The organism is Frankia sp. CcCS3 (assembly GCF_977927575.1).
The window spans coordinates 1-24,718 of record NZ_CDWRCL010000036.1 but is presented as its reverse complement, the minus strand read 5'-3'; the positions used below and the strand labels follow the sequence as shown (position 1 = coordinate 24,718).

Below are 24,718 nucleotides of genomic sequence, written 5' to 3'. Positions count from 1 at the left end.
GGTATCCGCAGGACTGGACGGCGCTGCGCTCCTCGGACTGGCACGCCTTCCGCGACCCCAATGAGGAGTGGGAGCAGACCATCTACCGGAACAACTCCAATGTTGTCCGGCAGATCCAGCAGAACCTCGAAAACGCGCGGGCGGCCCATGCCTACGATGGCTGGTCGCGGGGGTGGACCAAGTTCGTCGAGCAGCACCTGGGCGCCTGGATGCACGCTGAGAACGGTCTGGGCCTGCACGTGTTCGTCGCCGCTCAGCGGTCGGGCCCCACGAACATGATCAACACTGCCATCGCAGTGAACAGCGCGCACAAGCTCCGCTTCGCCCAGGACCTCGCCCTGTACAACCTGGAGCTGGCCGAGTCCCTGCCGGGGTTCGACGGATCGGCCCACCGCAAGGTCTGGCACGACGACCCGGCGTGGCAGCCGGTGCGGGAGAACGTCGAGCGGATCACCGCGGTCGCTGACTGGGCGGAGGCGCTCGTCGCCGCGAACATCGTGTTCGAGTCGCTGGTCGGCGTGTTGTTCCGCAGCCACCTCGTCATGCAGATCGCCGCCCGTAACGGCGACTACGTCACGCCGACCCTGGTCGGGACCGGCGAGAACGACTACGAGCGCGACCTGCGTTACACCCGCGCGCTGCTCAAGCTTCTCGTCACCGACGAGAAGTTCGGCGCAGGTAACGTCGAGACCATTTCCGGCTGGTTGTCTCGGTGGGTTCCGCTGAGCTTGAAGGCGGCCCATGAACTGCAGCCGATCTGGTCGCAGCAGCAGGAGAAAGTCATTACCTTCTCGGAATCCCTCGACGCCACGGTCAACGGGTTCCGGGCTGTCCTTTCCGACCTTGGTCTGCCCGAGCCGAAGGAGCTGACGCAGTGACCACCACGAACGAAAACCCAGAGCTCGGTAAAGCCAATCGGACCTCGTCAAACATGTGTGGCGTCACCCTGATGAACAACCAGAACGGGTATGTCGTCGCCGACGTCATGCGGAGCAAGCCCGGTATCCGCGTCGAGGAGTATCCGTCCATGATCCGGGTTGACGGCGAACGTAAGATCGAATTCGACTTCGACGAGATCTCGGATGCGCTCGGTTTCGATTTCGGTGTGTCCGACTTCGAAGAGATCATGTCCACGCACTACGGCCGGATGGTGCATCTCGACGACAAAACCGTACTTTTCGCCAACCCTGAGGACGCGGCGGAGTACATCGATTTCGACCTGAAAGTCGTCACTAACTGACCTGACCCGGGACGAACGGAACGGTCCACGCCGGGCTTATCCGGCCCGGCGTGGACCGGCCGTGGTGATATTGCGGAGGATATCCACATGTACGTCAAGGACAATGAGCGATACTTCATCGTGGATTCCCACCTGCACTTCTGGGATGGGAGCCCAGAGAACCAGGAGAACCGCTACGGCAAAGGTTTCATCGACTGCTTCTACGACTACCATGTGAATCTGAGCCCGCAGGAGTACCTCTGGTCACGGGAAAAGTTCCAGAAGTACTCTGCGGAAGTCATGGTGAAGGACCTATTCGAGGACGGTTACGTCGACAAGTGGATCTTCCAGTCCACCTATCTGACGGACTTCTACCGCAACGGTTTCAACACCACCGAGCAGGACGGCGCGCTCGCCGAGAAGTACCCCGGCAAGTTCATCGTGAACGGCTCCTTCGACCCGCGTGACGGCGAACTGGGCCTGCCGAAGCTGGCGGACCTGGCGGCACGCTGGAACCTCAAGGGCGTGAAGCTCTACACGGCCGAGTGGAAGGGCGAGTCCAAGGGCTACAAGCTGACCGACCCGTGGGTTTACCGGTATCTGGAGAAGTGCCAGGAACTCGGCATCCGCAACATCCACATCCACAAGGGTCCGACGATCTACCCGCTGAACCGGGACGCGTTCGATGTCGCCGACGTCGATGATGTGGCCACGGCATTCCCCGAGTTGCGGTTCATCATCGAACACGTCGGGCTGCCCCGGTTGGAGGACTTCTGCTGGATCGCCACACAGGAGCCGAACGTCTACGGTGGGCTCGCGGTGGCCATGCCGTTCATCCACAGCCGGCCGCGCTACTTCGCGCAGATCATCGGGGAGCTCCTCTACTGGCTCGACGAGAACCGGCTGACCTTCTCGAGTGACTACGCGATCTGGCACCCCAAGTGGCTGGTCGAGAAGTTCGTCGACTTCCAGATCCCGGATGACATGCAGGCCGAGTACGGCGTGCTCACCCCCGACATCAAGCGCAAAATTCTCGGTCTCAGCTCCGGCGTCGACGCCTCTCGTGGGCGCAGGGCAGTCCGTATGACCACACCCACAGTAACCAGTAGGACCGGCCTGGCCGCGGACGTCTGGGAAGCTTTGGGGCGGGTGTACGACCCGGAGCTCGACCAGCCCGTCACCGAGCTGGGATTCGTCCATGCTCTGGTGGCCCAGGACGGGCGGGTGCAGGTTCGGCTCAGGCTCCCGACCTACTTCTGCGCGCCGAACTTCGCCTACCTGATGGTGTCCGACGCGCACGACGTGGTGAAGGAGCTGCCAGGAGTCACCGAGGTGGACGTGGCCCTGGAGGATCACTTCGCCGCCGAAGAGATCAACGCCGGAGTCGCCGCCGGAGACGGTTTCCCGGCGAGTTTCCCCGGGGAGGCCACCGGAGGCCTCGACGACCTGCGGATGACCTTCCTGCGTAAGGCGCACACCGCCAGCCTGGAAGGCGCGGCCAAGCGCCTGGTAGCCGAGGGTTGGTCACCCGAGTCGCTGTACCGGGCCCGGCTGGCGGACATGCCGGAGTCGCCGGAACGACACAGCCTGCTGCGCCGACGGGACGCCCTCGGACTGTCCCTGGCTCCCGAGGCGCCGCTGTTCGTCGACGACGACGGCCGTCCGATCGATCGCGAGGCGCTGCCTCTCCGGCTGCGATTTGCCCGGACCGTCCGGGTGACGATCGACGCAAACACCACGGTCTGCCGCGGTCTGCTGGAGACGCGGTACGGCCCTGTGGACCGCACACCCATGACGTGACAGTGACGTGACAGCAACGAAGGCGGAGGTGGGCCGATGAGGGCCGTCCAGGTCATCAAGTACGACAACGCGCCGCGGCTGGTAGACGTCCCCGAGCCCAAGATCCTCCATCCGCTGGATGTGGTGGTCAGAATCGGCGGCGCCGGTGTCTGTCGGACCGACCTGCATATCATCGAAGGGCAGTGGGAGCAGAAGTCGGGCGTGACCCTGCCGTACGTGCTCGGGCACGAGAATGCCGGCTGGGTGCACGAGGTCGGTTCGGCGGTGAGCGACATAGCCGTGGGCGATCCGGTCATCCTGCACCCGCTGGTCACCTGCGGGCTGTGCCAGGCCTGCCGGGACGGCGACGACGTGCACTGCGCCCGGGCGTCCTTCCCCGGGATCGACAGCGACGGCGGCTACGCCGAACTCCTGCGGACCAACGCCCGGTCGGTGGTCAAACTCGACCCGTCGTTGCAGCCGGCGGATGTGGCGGCACTGGCCGACGCCGGACTGACCGCCTACCACGCGGCACGCAAGGCAGCCGCGGCACTGAGTCCCGGTGACCGGGTCGTGGTGATCGGAGCCGGCGGTCTGGGCCACATCGGTGTGCAGGTGCTGCGTGCCCTCACCCCAGCCGAGATCATCGTCGTCGACCGCTCCGCCGAGGCGTTGCGGCTCGCCGGCGAACTGGGCGCCGACCACACGGTGCGGGCCGACGGCAGCGAGGTGTCCGCGGTACTCGATCTCACCGGGGGCAACGGCGCCGAGGCGGTCATCGACTTTGTCGGTGAAGGCGGTGCGATCGAAGCGGGTGTCGCCATGCTGCGTCGCGCCGGTTCGTACTATGTTGTCGGCTATGGCGGGGTGCTGAACGTCCCCACCATCGACATCATCTCCACTGAGATCAACTTCATCGGTAACCTGGTCGGATCGTACAGCGACCTCGTCGAGCTGATGGTTCTCGCAACCCGTGGCAAGGTCACCCTGCACACGAGTGCCTACCCCCTGGCAGAGTTCCACCAGGCGCTCGACGACCTTCACCACGGCAAGGTGCGCGGTCGGGCGATCCTGATCTCCTGATCTACTGATCACCCGGACCCGGTCTGTGAATGGCTCGGGAACCCAGGGCTCCGGCGGCGCGACTGTGCGATCGGATCGGGCTCCAGGTGGGGCTGGCTTCGCCATCATGCCCCGCCAGCTGCTCGCCGCCACGATCGTGCCGCCCTCGGCCCGCCCTGACGGATACAGAGCGGAAGGACTGAGGAAGAGATGGCCAAGGATCTGCGGTTCAACGTCGAGGCGCGTCGCCTGCTGGAGGCCGGGGTCAATGCCCTGGCGGACGCCGTCAAGGTGACTCTGGGTCCAAAGGGCCGCAACGCCGTCATCGAAAAACTGACCGGGCCACCCACCATCACCAATGACGGTGTGACCATAGCCAGGGAGATCCAGCTGCGTAACCCCTTCGCCAACATGGGGGCGCAACTGGTCAAGGAGGTCGCGACCAAGACCAACGGCACTGCCGGCGACGGAACCACCACCGCCACCGTGCTCGCGCAGGCCCTCGTCCGGGAGGGTCTGCATGCCGTGGACGGGGGCGCCAACCCGATGTTTCTCAAGAACGGCATCGAGGCTGCCGTGGCCGCCCTGCTGGAGGAGTTTGAAAAGTACCGGGGAGAGGTCGATGGCGAGGCCGATCTTGCCCGGGTGGCGACCCTCGCCGCCAACAACGATGCCCGGATCGGCGACGTCGTGGCCGCGGCCCTTGGCCGGGTGGGCTGTGACGGGGTGGTCACGGTCGAGGAATCCCCGATATTCGGACTCGAGGTCAGCTTCGTGGACGGTATCGAGTTGGACAACGGGTACCTCTCGCCGTACATGGTCACCGACACCGAGCGGATGGAGGCCGCCTACACCGACCCCTACATCCTGTTGACCAACGAGAAGATCTCTCAGGTTCAGACCCTGATGCCGGTCCTCGAGCTGGTCACCCGGGCCGGCGGCCAGTTGATCGTCTTCGCGGAGAACGTCGAGGGACCGGCACTGGGCATGCTGGTCGCCAACAATGTGCACGGGACCTTCCGGTCCGCGGTGGTCCGGGCACCCGGTTTCGGTCACCGCCGGTTGGCAGAGCTCAACGATCTCGCGGTTTTTCTGGGCGGTCAGGTGATTACCGTGGATGCCGGGCTTTCCCTGGACCGGGTCACCCTCGGCCAGCTCGGGCGTTGCAAGAAGGCCACCATTACCGAGCATGTGACTACGATCGTCGACGGCGCCGGTTCCGCCACCGAGATCCATGCCCGGATCGACCAGCTCAAGCGGGAGTTCGAACGGGCGGAGAACCCCCACGACCAGGACACGTTGCAGACCCGGATCGCCCGGCTGTCCGGCGGCGTCGCGGTGATCAGGGTCGGCGCCGTGACCGGCGTGGAGCTGAAGGAGAAGCTGCACCGGGTCGAGGACTCCCTCGCGGCGGCACGGGCTGCTCTCGCCGAAGGTGTCGTGGCAGGCGGTGGTACCGCACTGCTGCAAGCGGCCTCGGCCCTTGACAAGCTCACGCTGGCCGGCGACGCCGCTGAAGGCAGGGAGATCGTCCGGCGGGCCATCGCCGAACCACTGCGCTGGATCGCGATCAACGCTGGCTATGACGGCGACGAAGTGGTCAAGCGGGTCGCCGAGCTGCCGCGCGGTCACGGTTTCAACGCCGCGACCGGAGAATACGGGGACATGGCCGGCTTCGGTGTCATCGACCCGGTGAAAGTCACCCGTTGCGCGCTGCAGAGCGCGGCGTCGATCGCCGCGCTCTTGCTGACAACGGAAACCCTGGTTGTCGAGGAGGTCATCGGCAACCAGGGCGCCGTGATTGCTCCCGGATTCGGGGATCTCGCGGAGGGCCTGGTCCGGCCTTCCAACATCGCCTGATCGCCAGGCGGCCGATGGCGTGCCGGCAGCTGCCGGCACGCCATCGGCAGGAACGGTCTCGCGCCCGGTCAGCATCACCGTTTCCGGAGCGGATGACGCCGGTCCGGCGGGCCGCCTACCGCCGGACCGGCTTCGCGACTCTCCGCTTCGTACGGACCGCCGGCGCGGGGCGTGCCCTGGTTCAGACTGGGCCAAGGGCGATCCGCCCCACCTGGGACGCGTCAGGCGGTGATGCCGTAGGCCTTCAGCTTGCGGTAAAGGCCGGACCGCGACATCCCGAGCCTGGCGGCCGCCAGCATTCGGTTGCCCTCGGTCTCTTGGAGGGCGGCGACAATCGTGTCCCGCTCAGCTGCCTCCAGCGGGGTGAGCACGTGCCGCGAGGTGGTCTGGCAGTACGCCGGCAGGTCCTGGGCCTGGATCTCCCCGACCGGTCGCCGCCGCAGCGCGTGTTCGAGGGCCTCGCGCAGCTGGGAGATGTTGCGTGGCCAGGAGTAGCGCGCGATGATCCGTTCGGCGGCTGGACTGAGCCGCACCTTGCGGTTGGGGGCTATGCCGCGCAGGACCGACGAGGTGATGGTGGAGAGGTCATCGGTACGGCATCGCAGCGGCGGCACGGTGATCGCTACCTCGAAGTGGCCGAGGAGTGCGTGGAACGGCAGGTCGGAGTCCAGCGAGGAGTCCGACAGGGTCGCAACGAATGAGGTGGTGCCGTCGAGCCGGCCGATCGCAGTGAAGAACGCGTCGAGCTGTTCGACTCCTTCGGTGCTGGCCTGGTCGACATTGCGGACGATGTAGAGGGTCGGCTCTGGCTTGCCCGCGAGCAGAGAGTCGATGTCGGTCTCGGAGTTCTCGATGGTCAGCTGGGAGGCGTCCATCGACACGCTTCGGCTGCCCGGGTGCGAGGCGTGGAAGATCTCGGCGACCAAGGTGAACTTGCCGGTGCCGGTCTCACCGAGCACGATCGCCGGCTTCTCCGCCATGAGGGCTTCGCGCAGCTTGTCGCACGCGCGTACCCACGCCGGTGACCGGCCACCGGTAATGGTCTCGTGCGGCCGGTACAGGTCGCCGGCGATGCGGGAGGTCTGCGGGGTCGCGACCGCGATCTGTGGCAGCACCTGCTCGGTGAAGTCGCCCGGCGATCCGGCCTTCTCCGTGGCAACGAGGTCGGCGATCACCACCATGCCGGCCACCTCGGAGCCGGTCAGGATCCGGGTGCCCCGGATGTGGACCATGCGTCCCCCCGGCAGGACCAGGGTGTCGCTCACCCGGTCGCGGCGGCTCATGAGGAAGGTCGCGTGCTCGCGCAGGGTCAGCTGCTCGCTGGCGTCGAACAGGCGCTGGGCCGGGGCGTTGGCGATGAAGACCGAGTCACCGAAGGCGAAGACGGCCTGCCGGGACGCCCGGGCTTCGGCGCGCAGGTAGGTCTCGAAAACGGCCTGCTGGGACTGGCTGCGATCCAGCAACAGGTTGCGGCTGATGTCCTTGGCGGCACTCTTCACCAAGGTGTGCATCAGCGGGCTCCAGGTCTGGGTGAGCGTGGAGATGTCCAGCACTCCCTCTACCCGGCCGGTGAGAGGATCGATGACCGGGGCGCCGGTGCAGGCGAAGCATTGCAGGGGCTCGGTGAAGTGCTCCGGCCCGACGATGCTGACCGGCTGACCGGCCTCGATCACGGTGCCCACACCGTTGGTGCCCATCATCGACTCGGAGTAGTTGAACCCTGGCGCGAATTCGACCCTGTCGAGCAACCGCCCGACCGTCGATGACAAGTCGATGCGCTGAACCAGCCTGGCCTTGTGGTCGGTCAGGGCGATGACCAGCGGGAGGTCCGCGGTGTCGTTGCCGAGCTGAGTGAGCACCGGGCGTGCGCAGCGCACCAGCCGGGACCCGGTGTCGATGTCGTCGATGTAGTCGCTGTGCGGCCGTGCGCTGTCGACGCCGGCCGCCTGGCTGCGTTCCCATGATGCCGCGAGCACGTCGGGGACACCGACGGCACCCGCGCGGCCGCACTCCAGGAAGTCTGCCCGGGCTGCGGCCACCCGTAAGAGGCGGTTCGCGGTGTCCGGCATGTGCACCTCCTCGGGGATCCTGGATGGCCCCGTGGAAGAACATCGTGGCTGAGAGCCACGCCACATCCAAGAGCAGTGAGTGTCCAATTTTGGGACACCGACACCCGGTGGGACACCAGCAGGGTTGTCCCAACAACGGGGCCTGCGCATGGAACCCAGGGAGTCACGAACCGAGGAGCGTCATGGACACCCTGATCAACATCGACAACGGTGGCACGCTTACCGACATCTGCGTCTGGGATGGCGACCAGTTCACCTACACCAAGACCCTCACTACTCCGCACGACCTGTCGGAGTGCCTCTTCGACGGGATCGAGAAGGCCTCGGCCGCCCTCTACGGCGAGGCCAACACGGAGAAGCTGCTGCACGCTACGCAACACATCCGCTACTCGACCACGCAGGGCACCAACGCCCTGGTCGAGCGGCGGGGCCCGATGATCGGCATCCTCAGCACGATGCCGGGCCTGTTCGAGCAGATGCGCAGCCGTGAAGCCGAGAAGGACCTCTTCGACGGCCTGATCGCCGACCGGGTGCTCACCATCGACATGGGCGCGACCGATGAGGAGATCGACTTCGAAGTCGTCCAGCGGATCAACCAGCTCACCACCCTGGGTGCCGCCCGGGTGGTGGTGGCTGGTGAGTCGCCGGAACAGGAGCGTCGCCTACGCAGCGTGTTGCTGCGCAAGTTCCCGCGGCACCTGCTCGGCTCGATCCCGCTCCTGTACTCGTGGTCCCTCGCCGGCGACCGGGACCACCCGCGCCGGGTGTGGTCGTGCGTGCTCAACTCGTTCCTGCACCCGACCATGGAGCGGTTCCTGTACGCGGCGGAGCGGCGGCTGAAGTCGTACAGGGTGCTCAACCCGCTGCTGGTATACCGCAACGACGGAGCCTCCTCGCGGGTGGCCAAGGCGGTGGCGCTGAAGACGTACTCCTCCGGGCCGCGCGGCGGCTTGGAGGGTACGGCGGCGCTGGCTCGCACGTACGGCCTCGAGCACACGCTGATGATGGACATCGGCGGCACCACCACCGACGTGGGGGTCGTCCGCGGCGGTGCGGCGGCGGCCGATGAGCGCGGCACCATCGAGGGCGTCTCGATCTCCTACCCGATGAGCAACGTGCACTCGACCGGTGTCGGCGGGTCCTCGGTGATCTCGGTGGTGGACGGGCAGATCACGGTCGGGCCACGCAGTGTGGGGGCGGCCCCCGGCCCGGCCTGCTTCGGCTTCGGTGGCAAGGAAGCCACGATCACCGACGTCAACCTGCTGCTCGGCATCCTCGACGCCAGCACCTACCTCGACGGCACCTTCCGGCTCGACGCCGACCGTTCGGCCGCGGTCATCACCGAGACCATCGCCGAGCCGCTGGGCATCAGCCTGGAGGAGTCGCTGATCCGGATGGAGCAGGCCTACTTCGAGGCGCTGGCACACTCCTTCGCACACCTGATCCAGGAGAACTCGACCCTCGTCGCCTTCGGTGGCGCCGGCCCGATGAGTGCCGTCGGTGCCGCTCGTCCGGCAGGGGTGAAGAAGGTGCTGATCCCGCGGATGGCAGCGGTCTTCTCCGCGTTCGGCATTGCCTTCTCCGACATCGGCAAGACCTACGAGGTCGGCGTGCCGGAGCCGACCACGGCAAGCACCGCGGCGACGTACGACGAGATGCTCGCCCGGGCCAGGCGCGACATTTTCCAGGAGGGCTACGACCTCGACGACTGCCGCACCGAGGTATTGCTCACCATCGAGGAGACCGACGGGTCGCCGGTGGAGACCAGGCCGTACCAGTCCGGCGACGCCGTGGACTTCCCCGGGAAGCAGGTCTCCCTGCAACTGTCGGTGACGGCCGCGCTGCCGCACCCCGAGGTTGCTCCCGACACCGACGTGCCCGCGATCCGGGTGACGAGCAATGAGACCCGCCTGGTCCGTTCCGCGCCCGACCAGGTCGACAAGGTGCCGGTGTTCGTGCTCGCCGAGATGCCGCCCGGTGGGAGTGGCGAGGGCCCGGTGATCGTCGAGGGTCCGTTCTTCACCGCTCGCGTGCTGCCCGGCTGGCAGTTCCGGGTCACCGCCTCGGGGGACCTGCTGCTGACCGACACCCAGTGACCTCCTTGACCACCCCGAGCATCCCCTGACCGCCACGAGAGGAAAGTCATCATGCGGGTCCCCATGACCGAATACCTGGTCATCGATCTCGATACCGAGCGCTGGGTCTGCCGGGTGTGCGGCCGCGACATCTGGTCTGCCCACGGGAACTACAAGCTCGGCTGCCTGGTCTACGACCGCGACCCACGGGAGATCCACCAGCCGATCATCAACCCCGACCGCTACGAGTTCACCTTTTCCCCGGACCCGGCGTACTGCCGGATCCTGGAGTTCTACTGCCCCGGCTGCGCCACCCAGATCGAGACCGAATACGTGCCGCCGGGACACCCGCCGACGGCCGATCTCGTCATCGACGTCGCCGCGCTGCGCGCCCAGTGGGAGGAACGCGGCGTCGACCCCGAGCAGGTCCACAACTACGGGCCCGGCGAGGACGCGCAGAAATACACCGCCATGCACAAGGCGACCGGCCACATCCGCTGATCTCGCAGGGAGAACCGAGACAATGAAACGTATCTCCGTCGACATCGGCGGCACCTTCACCGACTGCTTCTTCGTTTGGGACGAGACCTACGTCGAGGCGAAGGCGCTGACCACGCACCACAACCTGGCGCTGGGCTTCAACGAGGCGCTCGACCTGGCGTGCAGCCGGGCCGGACTGGACCGCGGCACCGTGCTCACCGAGGTCGACTCGGTCCGCTACGCCACTACCCTGGGCACCAACGCTCTCATCGAGCGCAAGGGACCCAAGGTGGGGGCGATCGTCACTCATGGCTTCGAGGACACCATCCCGCTCTCCCGCGGCCGGGGGTACGGCGAGGGCCTGGACTACTCGATGCAACAGAACCTCCCGGCAGCCGAACGGCCCGAGCCGCTGGTGCCGCGGTACCTGATCCGCTCGGTCAAGGAACGCGTCAACTCGGCCGGCAAGATCGTGGCGAGGCTCGATCCCGAGGACGTCCGCACGGTGGTCCGTGAGCTGGTGGATGCCGGCGCCGAGGCCCTGGTGGTTTCGCTGGTCAACGCCACCGAGAATCCCGAGCACGAGCTGGCGATCCAGGAGATCATTCTCGACGAGTTCCTGGCCCACGAGCTGGGTGCCATCCCGCTGCTGCTGGGCCACCAGGTCTCTGGTCGCAAGGGCGAATACGTGCGGGCGACCTCCACCATCGTGGACGGCTTCCTGCACGAGATCATGTTTCACGCGCTCAGCCAGCTCTCAAACAACCTGCGCGACTCCGGCTACGGCAAGCCGATGCTGGTCATCCACAACTCCGGTGGCATGGCGCAGATGAACTCCACCGACGCCCTGCAGACCATCCACTCCGGTCCGATCGCCGGCGTCGGCGCCGCGGAGCACCTGTCGAACGAGACGGGCCTGGGCCATGTGATCTCCACCGACATGGGCGGCACGTCCTTCGACATCGGCCTGGTGCCTGAGGGCGGCGTGAAGCACTATGACTTCCTGCCGACCATCGACCGCTGGCTGGTGTCGGTGCCGATGGTGCACCTCGACACGCTCGGTGCCGGCGGCGGCTCCATCGCGTCGTACGACCGGATCCACAACTCCATCAAGATCGGCCCGGAGTCGGCCGGCTCCAACCCCGGCCCGGCCTGCTACGACCGCGGCGGACTGCGCCCGACGGTGACCGACGCCGACCTGTTGCTCGGCTATCTGGACCCGGACAACTACGCCAACGGCTACATCAAGCTCAACCCGAATCGCTCCCGGTTCGCCGTCGAAGAGAACCTGTGCGACCAGCTCGACATGGACGTTCTCGACATCGCCCGCGCGATCAAGGATGGCGTCGACGAGCAGATGGCGATCGGCATCGGCAAAGAGCTGCGGGTGCGCGGCTACTTGCCGGAGGACTTCACGATGCTCGCCTACGGCGGCAACGGTCCGCTGCACGCCTGTGGTATTGCTCGCCATGCCGGCATCAAGCAGATCCTGGCCCCGCCGTTCTCGTCGGTGTTCTCCGCCTGCGGCGCCGGCAACATGAAGCAGCTGCACTTCCACGAGCGCGGCGTGCACATCACGATGTACAACGCCACCTCCCGGTCGCTGTACGACAAGTACGAGGAGTTCAACGCGATCGTCGAGGAACTCGAGGCCCGGGGCCGGGAGGACCTGGTGCGTCAGGGCTTCGCGGCCGAAGACGTGAAGTACCGCCTGGAACTGGACATGCGCTACGGCAACCAGTTGCTCACCCAGGCTGTCGCCCTCGACATCAACCGGATGAACGGTGTCGGCGACGTACTGCACATGATCCGCACCTTCGGTGATGTCTACAGTCACCGGTTCGGCGCCAGCAGCGCGGCACCCGAAGCCGGGATCCGGGTGGGGACCGTGCGGGTGGCCTCCTATGTCGACGGCGACGTCGTCAACTTCGACTCGCTGGAGGCCGGCGGCGAGCGCACGGTGCCGACCGAGGTGTCGCACCGCAAGGTCTACTTTATCGGCCAGGACGACTCGATCGAGACGCCGGTCTACGACCAGACCGCGCTGTCGCACGAGCGGGTGATCCCCGGTCCCGCGATCGTCACCACCGAGAACACCACTTACCTCGTCGAGCCGGGCTGGCGTCTGGAGCCGACGGTGCAGGGCGCCGTCTGGTTCCTGCAGGACTGATCGAGTACACCGTCGAGCGCACCAGGGAGAAGACGATGACTGTCACGGACGACAGCGCCACGCAGGAGCAGGCCACCGAGCAGAGCACCCTCACGCCCCAGGAGCGGGAGTGGGTCGACCAGTTCATGGACGAGACCACTCTCTTCCTCGGTCCCGACCCAGTGATCATGCGTGACCACTCCATCCAGGAACGGACGTCGCGGGAGGAGACGGCGATCGCCGCCGGTGTCGACCGGCTGGTGGTCGAGCGGATCCGCAAGCGGATTGCCGGTGCACTCGACGAGGGCTACGAGATGTGCGAGGCACAGGGTGCCGCACCCGGGGCGAAGTGGGGTGACCTGACGACCGCGATCTACACCGCGGCCGGGGACGTCTCCTACCTCTCCTGCCACGGGGTGATCGCGTTCTCCGCGATCCTGCACTACCCGATCCGGTACATCGTGAAGTACTGGAAGGACGAGCCGACCGTCGGCATCCACGAGGGCGACGGATTCATCCACAACGACGCCCGGTTCGGCAACGTCCACAACACCGACCAGTCGATGATCATGCCGATCATACGTGGGGGCGAGATCATCGCGTGGGTAGCGGCGACCATCCACGAAGGCGAGAACGGCGCCTGCGAGCCGGGCGGCATGCCGTCAGGCTCGGAGACCCCGTTCGACGACGGCCTCCGGATGAGCCCGTTCAAGATTGTCGAGCGTGGTCATCTGCGCCGAGACCTGCTGACCTTCCTCCAGCACTCGGTGCGCGACCCCAAGCTGCAGCTGGCCGACCTGAAGGTGAAGATCACCGCGGTGCGCAAGATCATGGAGCGCATCGACAAGGTCATCGACGAGGTTGGCGTCGACACGTTCGTGGCGGCCCTGCGGGTCACCGTCGAGGACGTCGACGCCGAGGTCCGCCGCCGGATCTCCGAGCTTCCCGACGGCACGTACTCCTTCAACCAGTTCATGGATTCGACGCTGAAAGAGAACATCCTCATCAAGATCGCCTGCAAGATCCACGTCAAGGGCGACAAGATGACCGTCGACCTGCGTGGCACCGGACCGGAGATCATCAACCGGGCGATCAACTCTCCGCTGTGCTCGGTGAAGTCGATGATGATGCAGGCGATCCTGGCGTTCTGGTGGCCAGACCTGCCGCGCTGCACGGCGGCGATGAGCTGCATCGAGATCATTTCCGACGAGGGCACCTGGGCCGACGCGTCCTATGACGCCCCGATGGGGCAGTCGTTGCAGGCCTCGTTCCGAGGCTTCTCGATGATGCAGGCGCTCTACGGAAAGATGTCGTTCTCCACGCCGCACAAGTACTCGAACATCGTGGCTAACTGGTTCAACCAGATCAACACGTTCCTGTGGGGCGGTGTCACCAAGCACGGCGACATGGTCGGCAACCTGTGTGCCGACCTCAACGGCATGCCCGGGGGAGCCAAGCCCTTCCGGGACGGTGAGGACGCCGTCTCGCCGCTCTTCTGCGCCATGGCCGACACGGCCGAGCAGGAGGTCATGGAGGAGGAGGTGCCCTTCATGCAGCTGGTGGCCAAGCGCCTGGTCCGCGACAACATGGGCTTCGGCAAGTTCACCGGCGGCATGGGCTACGAGATGATCGTGGCCGCCGAGGGCACGCCGGAGTGGGGCTTCATGACGGTGACCTCCGGAGCGAAGTTCTCGTCCATCTACGGCATGTTCGGGGGCTACGGCTGCAGCACCTACCCGCTGGCGATGGTCAAGGGCACGAATGTCTACGAGCACATTCGCCGGGACAACAAGAAGTTCGACCTCTCGATTGAGAAGGTCATGAACGAGCGTCCGTTCCCGGATGGGAAGTACTCGACCTATCACATGGGTCTGCAGTACGACCGCGCCAAGGACGGCGAGCTCTACATGATCTCCCAGGGTGCCGGTGGTGGGTACGGTGACCCGCTGGAGCGTCTGCCTGAGTCGGTGGTGCGCGATGCCGAGCTCGGCCGGATCAGCCAGAAGGTCGCCGAGGAGATCTTCGGTGTCCGCTATGACCCGATCACCTTCCGGCTCGACGCCGAGGGCACCAGGCAGGCCCGCGAGCGGGTCCGCCAGACGCGCCTGACGCGCGGCAAGCCCTACGCGGAGTTCGTCAAGGATTTCGTCACCGAGGAGCCGCCGAAGGACCTCCTCTACTACGGCTCCTGGGGCGGCGACACCAACGACCTCACCGCCACGGTGTTCACCATCGACGGTCCCCAGCGGGTCAAGGCGCCACTGAAGGAACTGCCGATCATCGTGATCCCGGACCGCCGGGAGCTGAAGATCGCGGCGCTGGAGGCGCGCGTGCGGGAGCTGGAGGACAGGCACGGCGAGGACGTCAAGCGTCTCGCCTGAGGTTCCGTCTCGCCTGAGGTTCACAGAGCCCTGAGGTTCAAGGAGCACTGAATGTCTTCTCTCACTGCCCTGCTCGCTGCCGCGCCCGGCGGCCGGGCGCTGGTGATCGACCATGATGCCTACGCGACGGCAGTGCTACGGCAGGGCAGCGAGATCCCCTGGGGTGACCTCGCCGCCCTGACCGGGAACGTCGCCCAGGTCCATGCCCTGCTGGACCCGGATGCGGTGTTCATCAATGCCGAGGCGTTCTACGACGCGTATCTCGCGGCGACGCCTGACCTGGTGAGCGCCCTAGGGAAGCGTAGCCGCACGGGCTACGCGTTACGCACCCTGCTCGGTGACGAGCCCGCCGTCGAGCGGTTGGTTCTGACCATGCGCACGCTGGCGGACTCGACCCGGCGACGGGTCGTGCTGTCGGTGCCGTCGCCCGCGAGGTGGTTGCTGCGGGCACACGACCGGGCCGGTACGGGGCTGGACGAGGTGAGCGAGGACCACGTCGACAGCGCCTCCATGTACCTCGCCGAATGGCTGGGGCGCCTGGGGTCGCCGCCGCTGGGACTGCTGCTCCTTGATGCCCGGGCCTGCTCCGGGGACTCCGCCACGCTGGAGTCCCCGGAGCAGGCGGGTGGCTATACCTCGCTGACCAATGTGGCCGGGCACTTCGACTGGACGCTGGCGGTGCGATTCGACTCCTCGGTTGACGTGGCCGGCGATGTCACGCGGGCTGTCGTCCTTCCCGAGGCGTTCTGGCATGGCGAGGGGGAGGCACCTCGTGACGGAGCCCAGCTTGTGCTGACCACCATCCCGGCCAATGCGCCGCCCGAGACGGTTCTGCTGCGCCGGGCTCTGCTGAAGGAGGGGTGAGATGGACAAGGTTGTGGCGTCGGCGCAGGAGGCGGTCGCCGACATCCCGGTCGGGGCCAGCGTGGCGAGTGGTGGCTTCGGGGTCTGCGGTATCCCGTCGGTGCTCCTTGCCGCGCTCGCCGAACAGGGGGCCTCGGACCTGACCGTCATTTCCAACAACTGCGGGATCCCGGGTGTGGGTAACTCGCTGCTGCTGGAGGGCGGGCGGATCCGCCGTCTGGTGGCGTCGTACGTGGGGGAGAACAAGGAACTGGAACGGCAGTACCTCTCCGGGAAGGTCGAGATCGAGTTCAACCCGCAGGGGACGCTGGCGGAGCGGTTGCGCGCCGGTGGAGCCGGGATCGCCGCGTTCTACACCCGCACCGGCGTCGGCACGCAGGTCGCCGACGGCGGGCTGCCGATCAGGTACGACGCCTCGGGTGAGGTGGCGCTGGCCTCGCAGCCCAAGCTGACCGAGGTCTTCGAGGTCGACGGGGTGCCGCAGGTCTTCGTGCGGGAGACGGCGCTGCGGCCGGACTTCGTCCTGGTGCGGGCCCGGCGTGGTGACCGGCACGGCAACCTGGTTTTCCGCAAGGCCGCCCGCAACTTCAACCCGCTCTGCGCCATGGCCGGGAGGGTGACGATCGCGGAAGTGGAGGAACTCGTCGAGCCGGGTGCGCTGGAGCCCGACGAGATCCACCTGCCCGGAGTCTTCGTGCAGCGGGTGGTGGCGTTGACGCCCGACCAGGCCGCGGACAAGGGGATCGAGCGGCTCACCCTGCGTGCCGTCACGACTGCTGCAGGAGGTTCCTGACATGCCTTGGTCCCGGGACGACATGGCCGCCCGTGCGGCGGCGGAACTCAACGACGGGGACTACGTCAACCTCGGCATCGGTCTGCCGACGCTGGTTCCCAACCACGTGCCCGACGGCGTGGAGATCGTGTTGCAGAGTGAGAACGGCATCCTCGGCCTGGGCCCCTACCCGGTCGCCGGCGAGGAGGACCCGGATCTCATCAACGCCGGCAAGGAGACGGTGACGACCGCGACGGGAGCAAGCTTCTTCGACTCCGCCACCAGTTTCGGGATGATCCGTGGGGGGAAGATCGATGCGGCGATCCTCGGCGCCATGCAGGTCAGCGAGCGCGGGGACCTGTCGAACTGGGTGGTGCCCGGCAAGCTGGTCAAGGGCATGGGGGGCGCGATGGACCTGGTCCACGGCGCCCGCCGCGTGATCGTTCTGATGGAGCACTGCGCCAAGGACGGATCGCCGAAGATCCTGCCCGAGAACACGCTCCCGCTGACCGGCACGGGTGTCGTGCAGCGCATCATCACCGACCTCGCCGTCATCGACGTGACCTCCGATGGTCTGGTGCTGGTGGAGACGGCGCCGGGCGTCACAGCCGACGACGTGCAGAAGGTGACACCGGTACGGCTGGCTCGGGTGGGCACGAAGCCTGGTGCCGGCGTGGCGGGCGGACCTGCCGGGGTGTCTCAGCAGTGAAGGGTGTCTGAGCGTTGAAGGGACCGGATGTGGACCACGATGATGTGGAGATCGTGGGCTGGGGTCATACCCCGTTTGGCCGTCTGCCCGAGGAGACTCTGGAGCCGCTGATCGTCGCCGCCGCGCGGGAGGCGATCGCGTCGGCGGGCCTGCGCCCGCGGGAGATCGACGAAATTGTTCTCGGTACCTACAACGCGGGGTTGCAGCCGTTGGCGTTTCCTTCCTCGCTGGTCCTGGAGGCCGATGACGATCTGCTGTTCACCCCGGCGACCCGGGTGAAGAACGCGTGTGCGAGCGGGTCGGCCGCGCTGCTGTGCGGGGTGCGGGCGATCCAGCCCGGGCAGGCGCGCCGGGTGCTGGTGGTCGGGGCGGAGAAGATGACCCACGCGCCGGCCGAGGCTGTCGGCGGGGCTTTGCTGGGTGCCGACTACGAGCATGCCGGCGGGTTGTCCGGTGCCGGGTTCGCGCGGTTGTTTGCCGATGTCACCGAGGCCTACTTCACCAAGTACGGTGATCACAGTGACGCGCTGGCACGGATCGCGGCGAAGAACCACCGTAACGGGGTGGTGAACCCGTACGCCCATCTGCGTTCCGATCTCGGCTTCGAGTTCTGTAGCACGGTCGGTCCGCGTTTCGTTCGGGTCGTCATGGATCAGTCCTCTCCCGTTCCCGGCTCGCCACCGGGTGGCGTGCGGCGGGCTGATGGACGTACAGCTCGCGCCGCCGCGGGGTCATGGCCGCGGGGACGGGCTCCGGCAGCCGGTAGCGGGCGGGATGCTGGTGCTCGGCGTACAGCCGGTCGGCATTGTAGACCCGGGGGAACTTCCAGAGCATCCGTGGGAAGTTCGTCTGGCCGTGCGCCAGGTTCGCGGTGACGATCCGGGCGGTCGCGGCAAGCGCCTTCGCGCCGAGGTGTTTGCGGTTGAGGACCGCCTGGGTGGAGACGAGCTCGCGGTAGAAGCGGTCGAGGGGAAGCCGGGTGGGGACGACGGCGTGCTGGATGTCGAACAGCCGGTAGTCCAGGGTGGTGAGCCGCCGGGACTGGGTGTGCCAGATCTCCGTACCCGGGTAGGGGGTGCACACCGTGAGATGCACGATTTCCGGCACCGACAACGCCCATTCGCGGACGAGACGGAACTGCTTCTCGTCCCAGTCCGGGTCGGCGATGAGGTTCACCGCGACCGTGATGCCGATCTTTCGGGCGACTTCGAGGGCGCGGATGTTCTCGTCCGGGGAGATCCGCTTGTGGTAGAGGTTCAAGCCGTCCGCGTCGAGGGCCTCCATGCCCAGAAACATGTATTCGAGGCCGAGGCGGCGCCATCGCTCGAACACCTCGGGATGGCGCAGCAGGACGTCGCTACGGGTTTCCAGATAGTACCGTTTGCGAATCCCTCGGCGTTCGACCTGATCGGCGATGGCCATGCCGTGTTCGGGCCTGATGAAGGCGACGTCATCGACGATGAAGACGTTCGGTTCCCGGATGGCGGACAGTTCCTCGCCGGCCGCGTCCGGGGAGAGGCGGCGGTAGCTGCGGCCGTAGAAGGTCCAGGCGCTGCAGAAGGAGCAGTCCCATGGGCAGCCGCGGGTGAACTCGACCGATGCGCACGGGTCCAGCTCCCCGATGAAGTAGCGGCGGCGGTGGGCCAGCAGATGGCGGGCCGGCAGCGGCTCGTCGAGGCTGGGTAGCAGGGCCGGGATCGGGCCCGCCCCGTCGGCGGTGACCGCGCCCGGGACGTCGGCGAGACGGGCGCGGTCGGCCTCGAGGATGCGCGGGGCGACCACTTCGCCCTCGCCGCGCGCGACCACATCGAGTGCGCCGTCGCCCTGCTTCAGCAGGTGCTCGGCGATGAAGGAGACGCTGTGGCCGCCGGCCACGACCAGGCAGCCGGGCAGCTCCCGCTTCGCCCGGTGCGCGAGCTCGATGACCTCGGGGACGTTCGCGAGGTAGTTCACCCCGAACATCACCGCGTCGGGACGACACTCTCGCAGGCGGCGCGCGTAGGTGGCCGGTTTCTCCACCTGAAGATCGATCATGCTCACCTCGTGGCCCGCGGCGAGCAGCGCGGCCGCCACCCGTTCCAGCCCCAGCGGTTCGAGCCGTAGAAAGATCTTCGAGTACATCAGCGCGCTGGGATGAACCAGTAGGACACGCATGATGCTCCTCTCGACTGTTCGGGGACGGCCCTGGGTATTCGAGGACGGGCCTGGGCGGACCGGACTGACGCGGACTGCTGCGGTCCCGTCCCGAACGTGCGTGCCGGGGACCCTGCGTGCCGGGTACTGCCCGTGGATCGCTCCCTGCCCGGGGCGCCGACTCCGCGTCGCCTGTCATCTTCCTGTTCCTGCCCCGGAGCGCCGGCCTGACTCGGGAACGAACCTTACATTCGGCTGACAATGACGTCGGTGCGTCGGGCACCGGTCCTTCAACGGCCCGAGAGCCCGGCCGGGCTCGGCTACCGCCACGTTCCGCGACTGATCGTGGCGGATCGGCTGCTTGCGGCGGGGAGCGGGCGGTTGCGGGGGAGGGGCTCGATCAGCTGGTGGTCTTGGACCAGGTGCCGTCGCAGGCGAACCAGGTCGAGGAGGCACTCGTGGCGGGGCGGGACGCCGCGCAGATCAAGCTGCCGCTGAGCTGTGGGCGAAGACGAACTCGAGCCTCCCGTCCCCCCGGGCCTGGCGGGGCCCATAATGGGCATTCCCGGAACGCAAGCATCAGTCAACAGGCGACCACCGTTCGAACGGCGTGTCGAGGGGATCAACTCGCCTGGCTCAACCAATAAAAACTTGGCCTGAGCTCGGAGAGCAACGTAACAGCCGTCGAAGGCACTTTCGGCGGGCTCCCACGAGATGCTGGTCACAGCGGAGAACCGATGTCCAGGGAAATTCAACCGACAAACATGGCATCGGAACAGCCGGGTACTTCTGCGGCGAGCGGTGCTGGCCGGCTCGTTCGGTGAGCGTCGCGCTGCGCACGTCACGCCCGCCGGGGCCCGACTCGGCGAGGATCGGGCCCGCACGGCCCTGACCAGGCAGATTCACTCCCGTCGCCGGGTGAGATGATAATCACCTCAAGCCCCCGGGGTCGGTTTTCCAGGGTTACGTTAGACTCGCTACCCCCGCCTCTTCGGCGAGTCGACTTACGAAAGTATTTCTACCTGATGCGCGGCGCGCTCCATGCATTAATGCCGGGTCGGGGCCCGCGCGATGACTATCAAGGTGATTATGGACACGATCCAGCCGCCGACGGGGGGTGGAAAATCAGAGAACCAGAGCCAAGAAGTTGAGCGGAGGAGGATCGTGACCACGGACGGCGCCCGAACCGGGCAAGCCGGCGAACCGGGACAGCTCAAGCGAGGCCACGGCTCCCCGCACCTCGCTTCCTGATCGTCGGGCCTGGCCTGGGCGGCTCACCTGGACGGTGAGAAGCCCCCCTCGTCCTGGCCAAGCTGTTGCTCAGGTCCCGCACCTCGACTCGGAGCCCGGAGCCCGGAGCCCGGAGCCCGGAGCCCGAAGTCCGGAGCCCGAAGTCCGAAGTCCGGAGCCCGAGACCGCGAGTCAGCACGCATCGAGGATCGCGCTGGCCAAGCGGACCTTACTGGTGATCGTGCACCGGCGCTCCACTTCCGCGAGACCGACCAGGTTCGCTGCTGGACGAGTCCTCCCCAGTTCGCCCGCCAGCCCACGGACGGTTCCGACCTGCATCAGCAGCCGGTCAACGGCGGCGTAGATCTGACCGGCATCCCCGAGCCCTTTCCGCCACCAACTGCCGAAGGTGGACCATGACAATCCTCGACGACAGCACCGCGCCCGGCCTCGTCGGGCCGCCGAGCTCCCACGGTCCGCGTCGTGACCCGGCTCCGCTCCTGCCCGACCCCGAGCCGGTCCGGGTCCTCGGCACGGAGGCTGCGGGGAAGGTCGACACCGATCTGCTGCGCGTCCTGTACCACCGCCTGGTGCTGGGACGGCGCTTCAACCAGCAGGCCACGACCCTGGCCAGGCAGGGCCGCCTCGCCGTGTACCCGGCGTCCACCGGCCAGGAAGCATGCCAGATCGCCGCGGCCATGGTGCTGCGGGAGTCGGACTGGCTGTTCCCCAGCTACCGCGACACGCTGGCGGTGGTATCGAGGGGCGTGCGCCCGGTGGACGCGCTGACGCTGATGCGCGGGAACGCGCACAGCGGCTACGACCCGCGGGAGCACCGGATCGCGCCGCTGTCGACTCCGCTGGCCACCCAGGCCTGCCATGCGGTGGGCCTGGCCCACGCCGCCCGCCTGCGCGCGGCCTCGGATCCGTGGGCGGCGGAGGACGTCGTGGCGCTTGCCCTGATCGGCGACGGCGGTACCAGCGAGGGCGACTTCCACGAGGCGCTGAACTTCGCCGGGGTGCTGAACGCGCCAGTGGTGTTCCTGGTACAGAACAACGGCTATGCGATTTCGGTGCCGCTGGCCCAGCAGTCCGCGGCACCGACGCTGGCACACAAGGCGGTGGGCCATGGGATCACTGGTCGCCTGGTGGACGGCAACGATGCGCCTGCGGTGCACGGTGTGCTGCGCGCGGCGGTCGAGCACGCGCGGTCGGGTCGCGGCCCGGTGCTGGTCGAGGCGGTCACCTACCGGCTGGAGGCGCACACCAACGCCGACGACGCGACCCGCTACCGCACCTCGGAGGAGGTCGCTGCCTGGCAGGCCCGCGATCCGCTGATGCTGCTGGAGCGGCAGCTGCGCAAGGCCGGTCTCCTCGACGACGCCGGCGTCGCCGCAGTCGCGCAGGCCGCCGAGGAACTCGCCGCCGAGATGCGCGCCCAGTTCGATCGTGCGCCTGATCTCGATCCGGGCTCGCTGTTCACGCACGTCTATGCCCAGCCGACCAGCCAGCTTCGTGAGCAGGCCGCCGAGCTGATGGCCTGGCAGGCCGCGGACGCAGCCAAGAGCGACGACGCACGATGAGCGCCGCGACCATGGTGCAGGCCCTCAACGCCGCGCTGCGCGACTCGCTGCGCGAGGACGCGCGCGTCCACATCCTCGGCGAGGACGTCGGCACCCTCGGCGGCGTCTTCCGAGTCACCGACGGCCTGGCCGCCGAATTCGGCGCGCAACGCTGCCTGGACACCCCCCTGGCCGAGGCAGGCATCCTCGGCACCGCCGTGGGCATGGCCATGTACGGCCTGCGGCCCGTCGTGGAGCTGCAGTTCGACGCCTTCGCCTACCCCGCGTTCGAGCAGCTCGCGTCGCATGTGGCCAAGATACGCAACCGCACGGCCGGGAAGACCACGCTGCCGATCACCATCCGCATCCCGTACGGCGGCGTCGGCGGCGTCGAGCACCACAGCGACTCCAGCGAGGCCTACTACGCGCACACCCCCGGCCTGCACGTCGTCACCCCCGCCACCGTCGCCGACGGCTACGGGCTGCTCCGCTCGGCGATTGCCTCGGACGACCCGGTGGTCTTCCTGGAGCCAAAGCGGCTCTACTGGCCCACGGACGACCGGCCCACGGACGACCGGTCTACGGACGGCTTCTCTCCGGCCGAGGTGCCGCCGATCGGCCGGGCAGTGGTCCGCCGGACCGGTACCTCGGCGACCCTCCTGACCTACGGCCCCTCGCTCCCCGTGTGCCTCCAGACGGCCGCGGCCGCGCGATCGGAGGGCTGGGACCTGGCGGTGGTCGACCTGCGCTCGCTGGTCCCCTTCGACGATGAGACGGTCTGCAAGGCGGTCCGCGCCACCGGGCGCGCCGTTGTGGTCCACGAGGCCGCGGGTTTCGGCGGCGTCGGTGCGGAGATCGCCGCCCGCGTCAGCGAGCGGTGCTTCCACCACCTCGCCGCCCCCGTCCTGCGGGTCACCGGCTTCGACATCCCTTACCCGCCCCCCATGCTCGAACATCACTACCTTCCCAGCGTCGACCGCATCCTCGACGCTGTCGCCCGACTCCAGTGGGAGCAGTAACACCGTGGCCGCGGTACGCGAATTCCCCCTCCCCGACCTCGGCGAGGGCCTGACCTCCGCCGAGGTCGTCCGCTGGCTTGTCGGCGTCGGGGACGTCATCACCGTCGATCAACCCGTAGCCGAGGTCGAGACCGCCAAAGCCGTCGTCGAGGTGCCCTGCCCCTATGCCGGCGTCGTCACCTCCCTCGCGGGCCTGGCCGGTACCAGTGTCCCGGTCGGCACACCACTGATCACCGTGGCCGTCAGCGAGCCGGCAGCAGGGCGAACGGGCTCCGGGAACATCCTCGTCGGCTACGGCACCAGCACGGAACCCCCCCGAGCCCGCCGCCGACGGCGCGTCGGCGCACCCGGGCCGGCACCCGGACCGGCGACGCCACTCGGGCCTTCCGCCCAGACCGTGGTCCAGCCCGTGGTCAAGGTCGTCTCGCCCCTCGTTCGCCGCTTCGCCCGCGAGAACGCCGTCGATCTCCGAAAACTCGTCGGCACCGGCCCGGAGGGGCTGATTCTGCGCAGGGACGTGGAGACCGCCGTCGCCCTACGTTCCGCTCCGGCGCGCCCGGCGGAGACCGACTCGACCGTCGTCCCGCTGGACCCGCTGGCGCGGCGCGCGGCGGAGACGTTCGTGCGCAGCAGGCGCGAGGTGCCGGATGCCACCTGCTGGGTCGACACGGATGCCACCGCACTGCTCGCCGCCAAGGACACCCTCAACGACACTCCCAACGACACCCTCAACACGGGGGGCACCGAGCCCAGAATCGGTCTCCTGGCGATTCTGGCCCGCATCTGCGTCGCCGCACTGGTCCGCTTTCCCGCGCTCAACTCCGCCGTCGTCACCGACGCGGACGGCCGCGCGACCGGCGTGCGCCACCACGCCGCCGTCCACCTGGGATTCGCCGCGCAGACCCCGCGCGGCCTGGTCGTGCCCGTGGTGCACCACGCTCAGGGCCTGACCACCGCTCGACTGGCCGCCGAGATCGCCCGGTTGACCGCCGCCGCCCGCGCGGGCACGCTCACTCCCGCCGAGCTGACCGGCGGCACGTTCACGCTCAACAACTACGGCGTCTTCGGTGTCGACGGCTCCACGCCCATCATCCACCACCCCGAGGCCGCGATGATCGGCATCGGCCGGATCGTCCCCAGGCCCTGGGCGGTGGACGGCGAACTGGCGGTCCGCAGGGTCGTGCAGCTCTCGTTCACCTTTGACCACCGGGTCTGCGACGGCGCCACCGCCGGGTCCTTCCTGCGCTTTGTCGCCGACGCGGTCGAAGACCCCATGGTGCTGCTGCGCCACCTCTGACCACCGCACCTCTGACCACCGCCTTACCAGCAGGCGATGACCGCTGCCCGCCCCGCTC

17 protein-coding genes and 1 pseudogene are annotated in these 24,718 nt (G+C 67.6%); 16 read left to right on the top strand and 2 right to left on the bottom strand.

Annotated features, from left to right (window positions below; all coding sequences use genetic code 11):
• From AC08OQ_RS05665 to groL, 5 genes are all read left to right on the top strand, one after another.
• Nucleotides 1–878, top strand: an 878-nt coding sequence (locus AC08OQ_RS05665) for an aromatic/alkene monooxygenase hydroxylase subunit beta (protein WP_476611928.1), incomplete at its 5' end; no start/stop codon positions are given.
• Nucleotides 875–1,240, top strand: coding sequence for a propane 2-monooxygenase effector subunit MimD (mimD, locus tag AC08OQ_RS05660; protein ID WP_476601857.1), 366 nt, complete (start codon nt 875–877; stop codon nt 1,238–1,240). The genes AC08OQ_RS05665 and mimD, both read left to right, overlap by 4 nt.
• Nucleotides 1,241–1,327: 87 nt before the next feature.
• Nucleotides 1,328–3,019 (top strand): amidohydrolase family protein, encoded by a 1,692-nt coding sequence (locus AC08OQ_RS05655; RefSeq protein WP_476601858.1) that lies wholly within the window; start codon nt 1,328–1,330, stop codon nt 3,017–3,019.
• A 36-nt stretch (nt 3,020–3,055) separates the two neighbouring features.
• The gene (locus AC08OQ_RS05650; RefSeq protein WP_476601859.1) at nt 3,056–4,081 is read left to right on the top strand and encodes an NAD(P)-dependent alcohol dehydrogenase; all 1,026 of its coding nucleotides are present in this window, start codon (nt 3,056–3,058) and stop codon (nt 4,079–4,081) included.
• Nucleotides 4,082–4,270: 189 nt separating this feature from the next.
• Entirely contained in the window at nt 4,271–5,920 is a 1,650-nt protein-coding gene (gene groL, locus AC08OQ_RS05645; RefSeq protein WP_476601860.1) for a chaperonin GroEL, read from the top strand.
• A gap of 221 nt (nt 5,921–6,141) precedes the next feature.
• Here groL and AC08OQ_RS05640 read toward each other — a convergent pair whose 3' ends face one another.
• Nucleotides 6,142–7,989 carry a sigma-54-dependent Fis family transcriptional regulator gene (locus tag AC08OQ_RS05640; RefSeq protein WP_476604658.1) on the bottom strand — a complete coding sequence of 616 codons (1,848 nt, stop codon included), beginning with the start codon at nt 7,987–7,989 and terminating at the stop codon, nt 6,142–6,144.
• 182 nt (nt 7,990–8,171) lie between these two features.
• On the opposite strand from AC08OQ_RS05640, the gene AC08OQ_RS05635 reads away from it, so the two are divergent.
• From AC08OQ_RS05635 to AC08OQ_RS05600, 8 genes and pseudogenes are all read left to right on the top strand, one after another.
• Nucleotides 8,172–10,085 carry a hydantoinase/oxoprolinase family protein gene (locus tag AC08OQ_RS05635; RefSeq protein ID WP_462187179.1) on the top strand — a complete coding sequence of 638 codons (1,914 nt, stop codon included), beginning with the start codon at nt 8,172–8,174 and terminating at the stop codon, nt 10,083–10,085.
• A 51-nt stretch (nt 10,086–10,136) separates the two neighbouring features.
• The gene (locus tag AC08OQ_RS05630; protein ID WP_476599619.1) at nt 10,137–10,565 is read left to right on the top strand and encodes an acetone carboxylase subunit gamma; all 429 of its coding nucleotides are present in this window, start codon (nt 10,137–10,139) and stop codon (nt 10,563–10,565) included.
• A gap of 22 nt (nt 10,566–10,587) precedes the next feature.
• Complete coding sequence (locus AC08OQ_RS05625) at nt 10,588–12,714, top strand: hydantoinase/oxoprolinase family protein (protein WP_476599621.1); 2,127 nt, start codon at nt 10,588–10,590, stop codon at nt 12,712–12,714.
• Nucleotides 12,715–12,749: 35 nt separating this feature from the next.
• Nucleotides 12,750–15,074: a hydantoinase B/oxoprolinase family protein gene (locus AC08OQ_RS05620; protein ID WP_476599623.1), complete on the top strand. Its 2,325-nt coding sequence runs from the start codon at nt 12,750–12,752 to the stop codon at nt 15,072–15,074.
• A gap of 51 nt (nt 15,075–15,125) precedes the next feature.
• Nucleotides 15,126–15,938, top strand: a complete 813-nt coding sequence (locus AC08OQ_RS05615) for a hypothetical protein (RefSeq protein WP_476599625.1) — start codon at nt 15,126–15,128, stop codon at nt 15,936–15,938.
• A gap of 1 nt (nt 15,939) precedes the next feature.
• Nucleotides 15,940–16,731 (top strand): CoA transferase subunit A, encoded by a 792-nt coding sequence (locus AC08OQ_RS05610; protein ID WP_476599627.1) that lies wholly within the window; start codon nt 15,940–15,942, stop codon nt 16,729–16,731.
• Nucleotide 16,732: 1 nt separating this feature from the next.
• Nucleotides 16,733–17,419, top strand: a complete 687-nt coding sequence (locus tag AC08OQ_RS05605) for a 3-oxoacid CoA-transferase subunit B (protein ID WP_476592669.1) — start codon at nt 16,733–16,735, stop codon at nt 17,417–17,419.
• 29 nt (nt 17,420–17,448) lie between these two features.
• Nucleotides 17,449–17,991: pseudogene (locus AC08OQ_RS05600) on the top strand (thiolase family protein); the annotation flags it as partial.
• Nucleotides 17,992–18,064: 73 nt separating this feature from the next.
• Here the strand turns inward: AC08OQ_RS05600 and hpnR are convergent.
• Complete coding sequence (gene hpnR / locus AC08OQ_RS05595) at nt 18,065–19,573, bottom strand: hopanoid C-3 methylase HpnR (protein ID WP_476599629.1); 1,509 nt, start codon at nt 19,571–19,573, stop codon at nt 18,065–18,067.
• A gap of 1,625 nt (nt 19,574–21,198) precedes the next feature.
• On the opposite strand from hpnR, the gene pdhA reads away from it, so the two are divergent.
• The 3 genes from pdhA to AC08OQ_RS05580 are packed head-to-tail and all read left to right on the top strand — an operon-like array spanning nt 21,199 to nt 24,660.
• Nucleotides 21,199–22,365, top strand: coding sequence for a pyruvate dehydrogenase (acetyl-transferring) E1 component subunit alpha (gene pdhA / locus AC08OQ_RS05590; RefSeq protein WP_476599631.1), 1,167 nt, complete (start codon nt 21,199–21,201; stop codon nt 22,363–22,365).
• Nucleotides 22,362–23,363 carry an alpha-ketoacid dehydrogenase subunit beta gene (locus AC08OQ_RS05585; protein WP_476599633.1) on the top strand — a complete coding sequence of 334 codons (1,002 nt, stop codon included), beginning with the start codon at nt 22,362–22,364 and terminating at the stop codon, nt 23,361–23,363. Before pdhA ends, AC08OQ_RS05585 begins: the two co-directional genes overlap by 4 nt.
• A gap of 4 nt (nt 23,364–23,367) precedes the next feature.
• Entirely contained in the window at nt 23,368–24,660 is a 1,293-nt protein-coding gene (locus AC08OQ_RS05580) for a dihydrolipoamide acetyltransferase family protein (RefSeq protein ID WP_462202955.1), read from the top strand.
• Nucleotides 24,661–24,718: the final 58 nt, after the last annotated feature.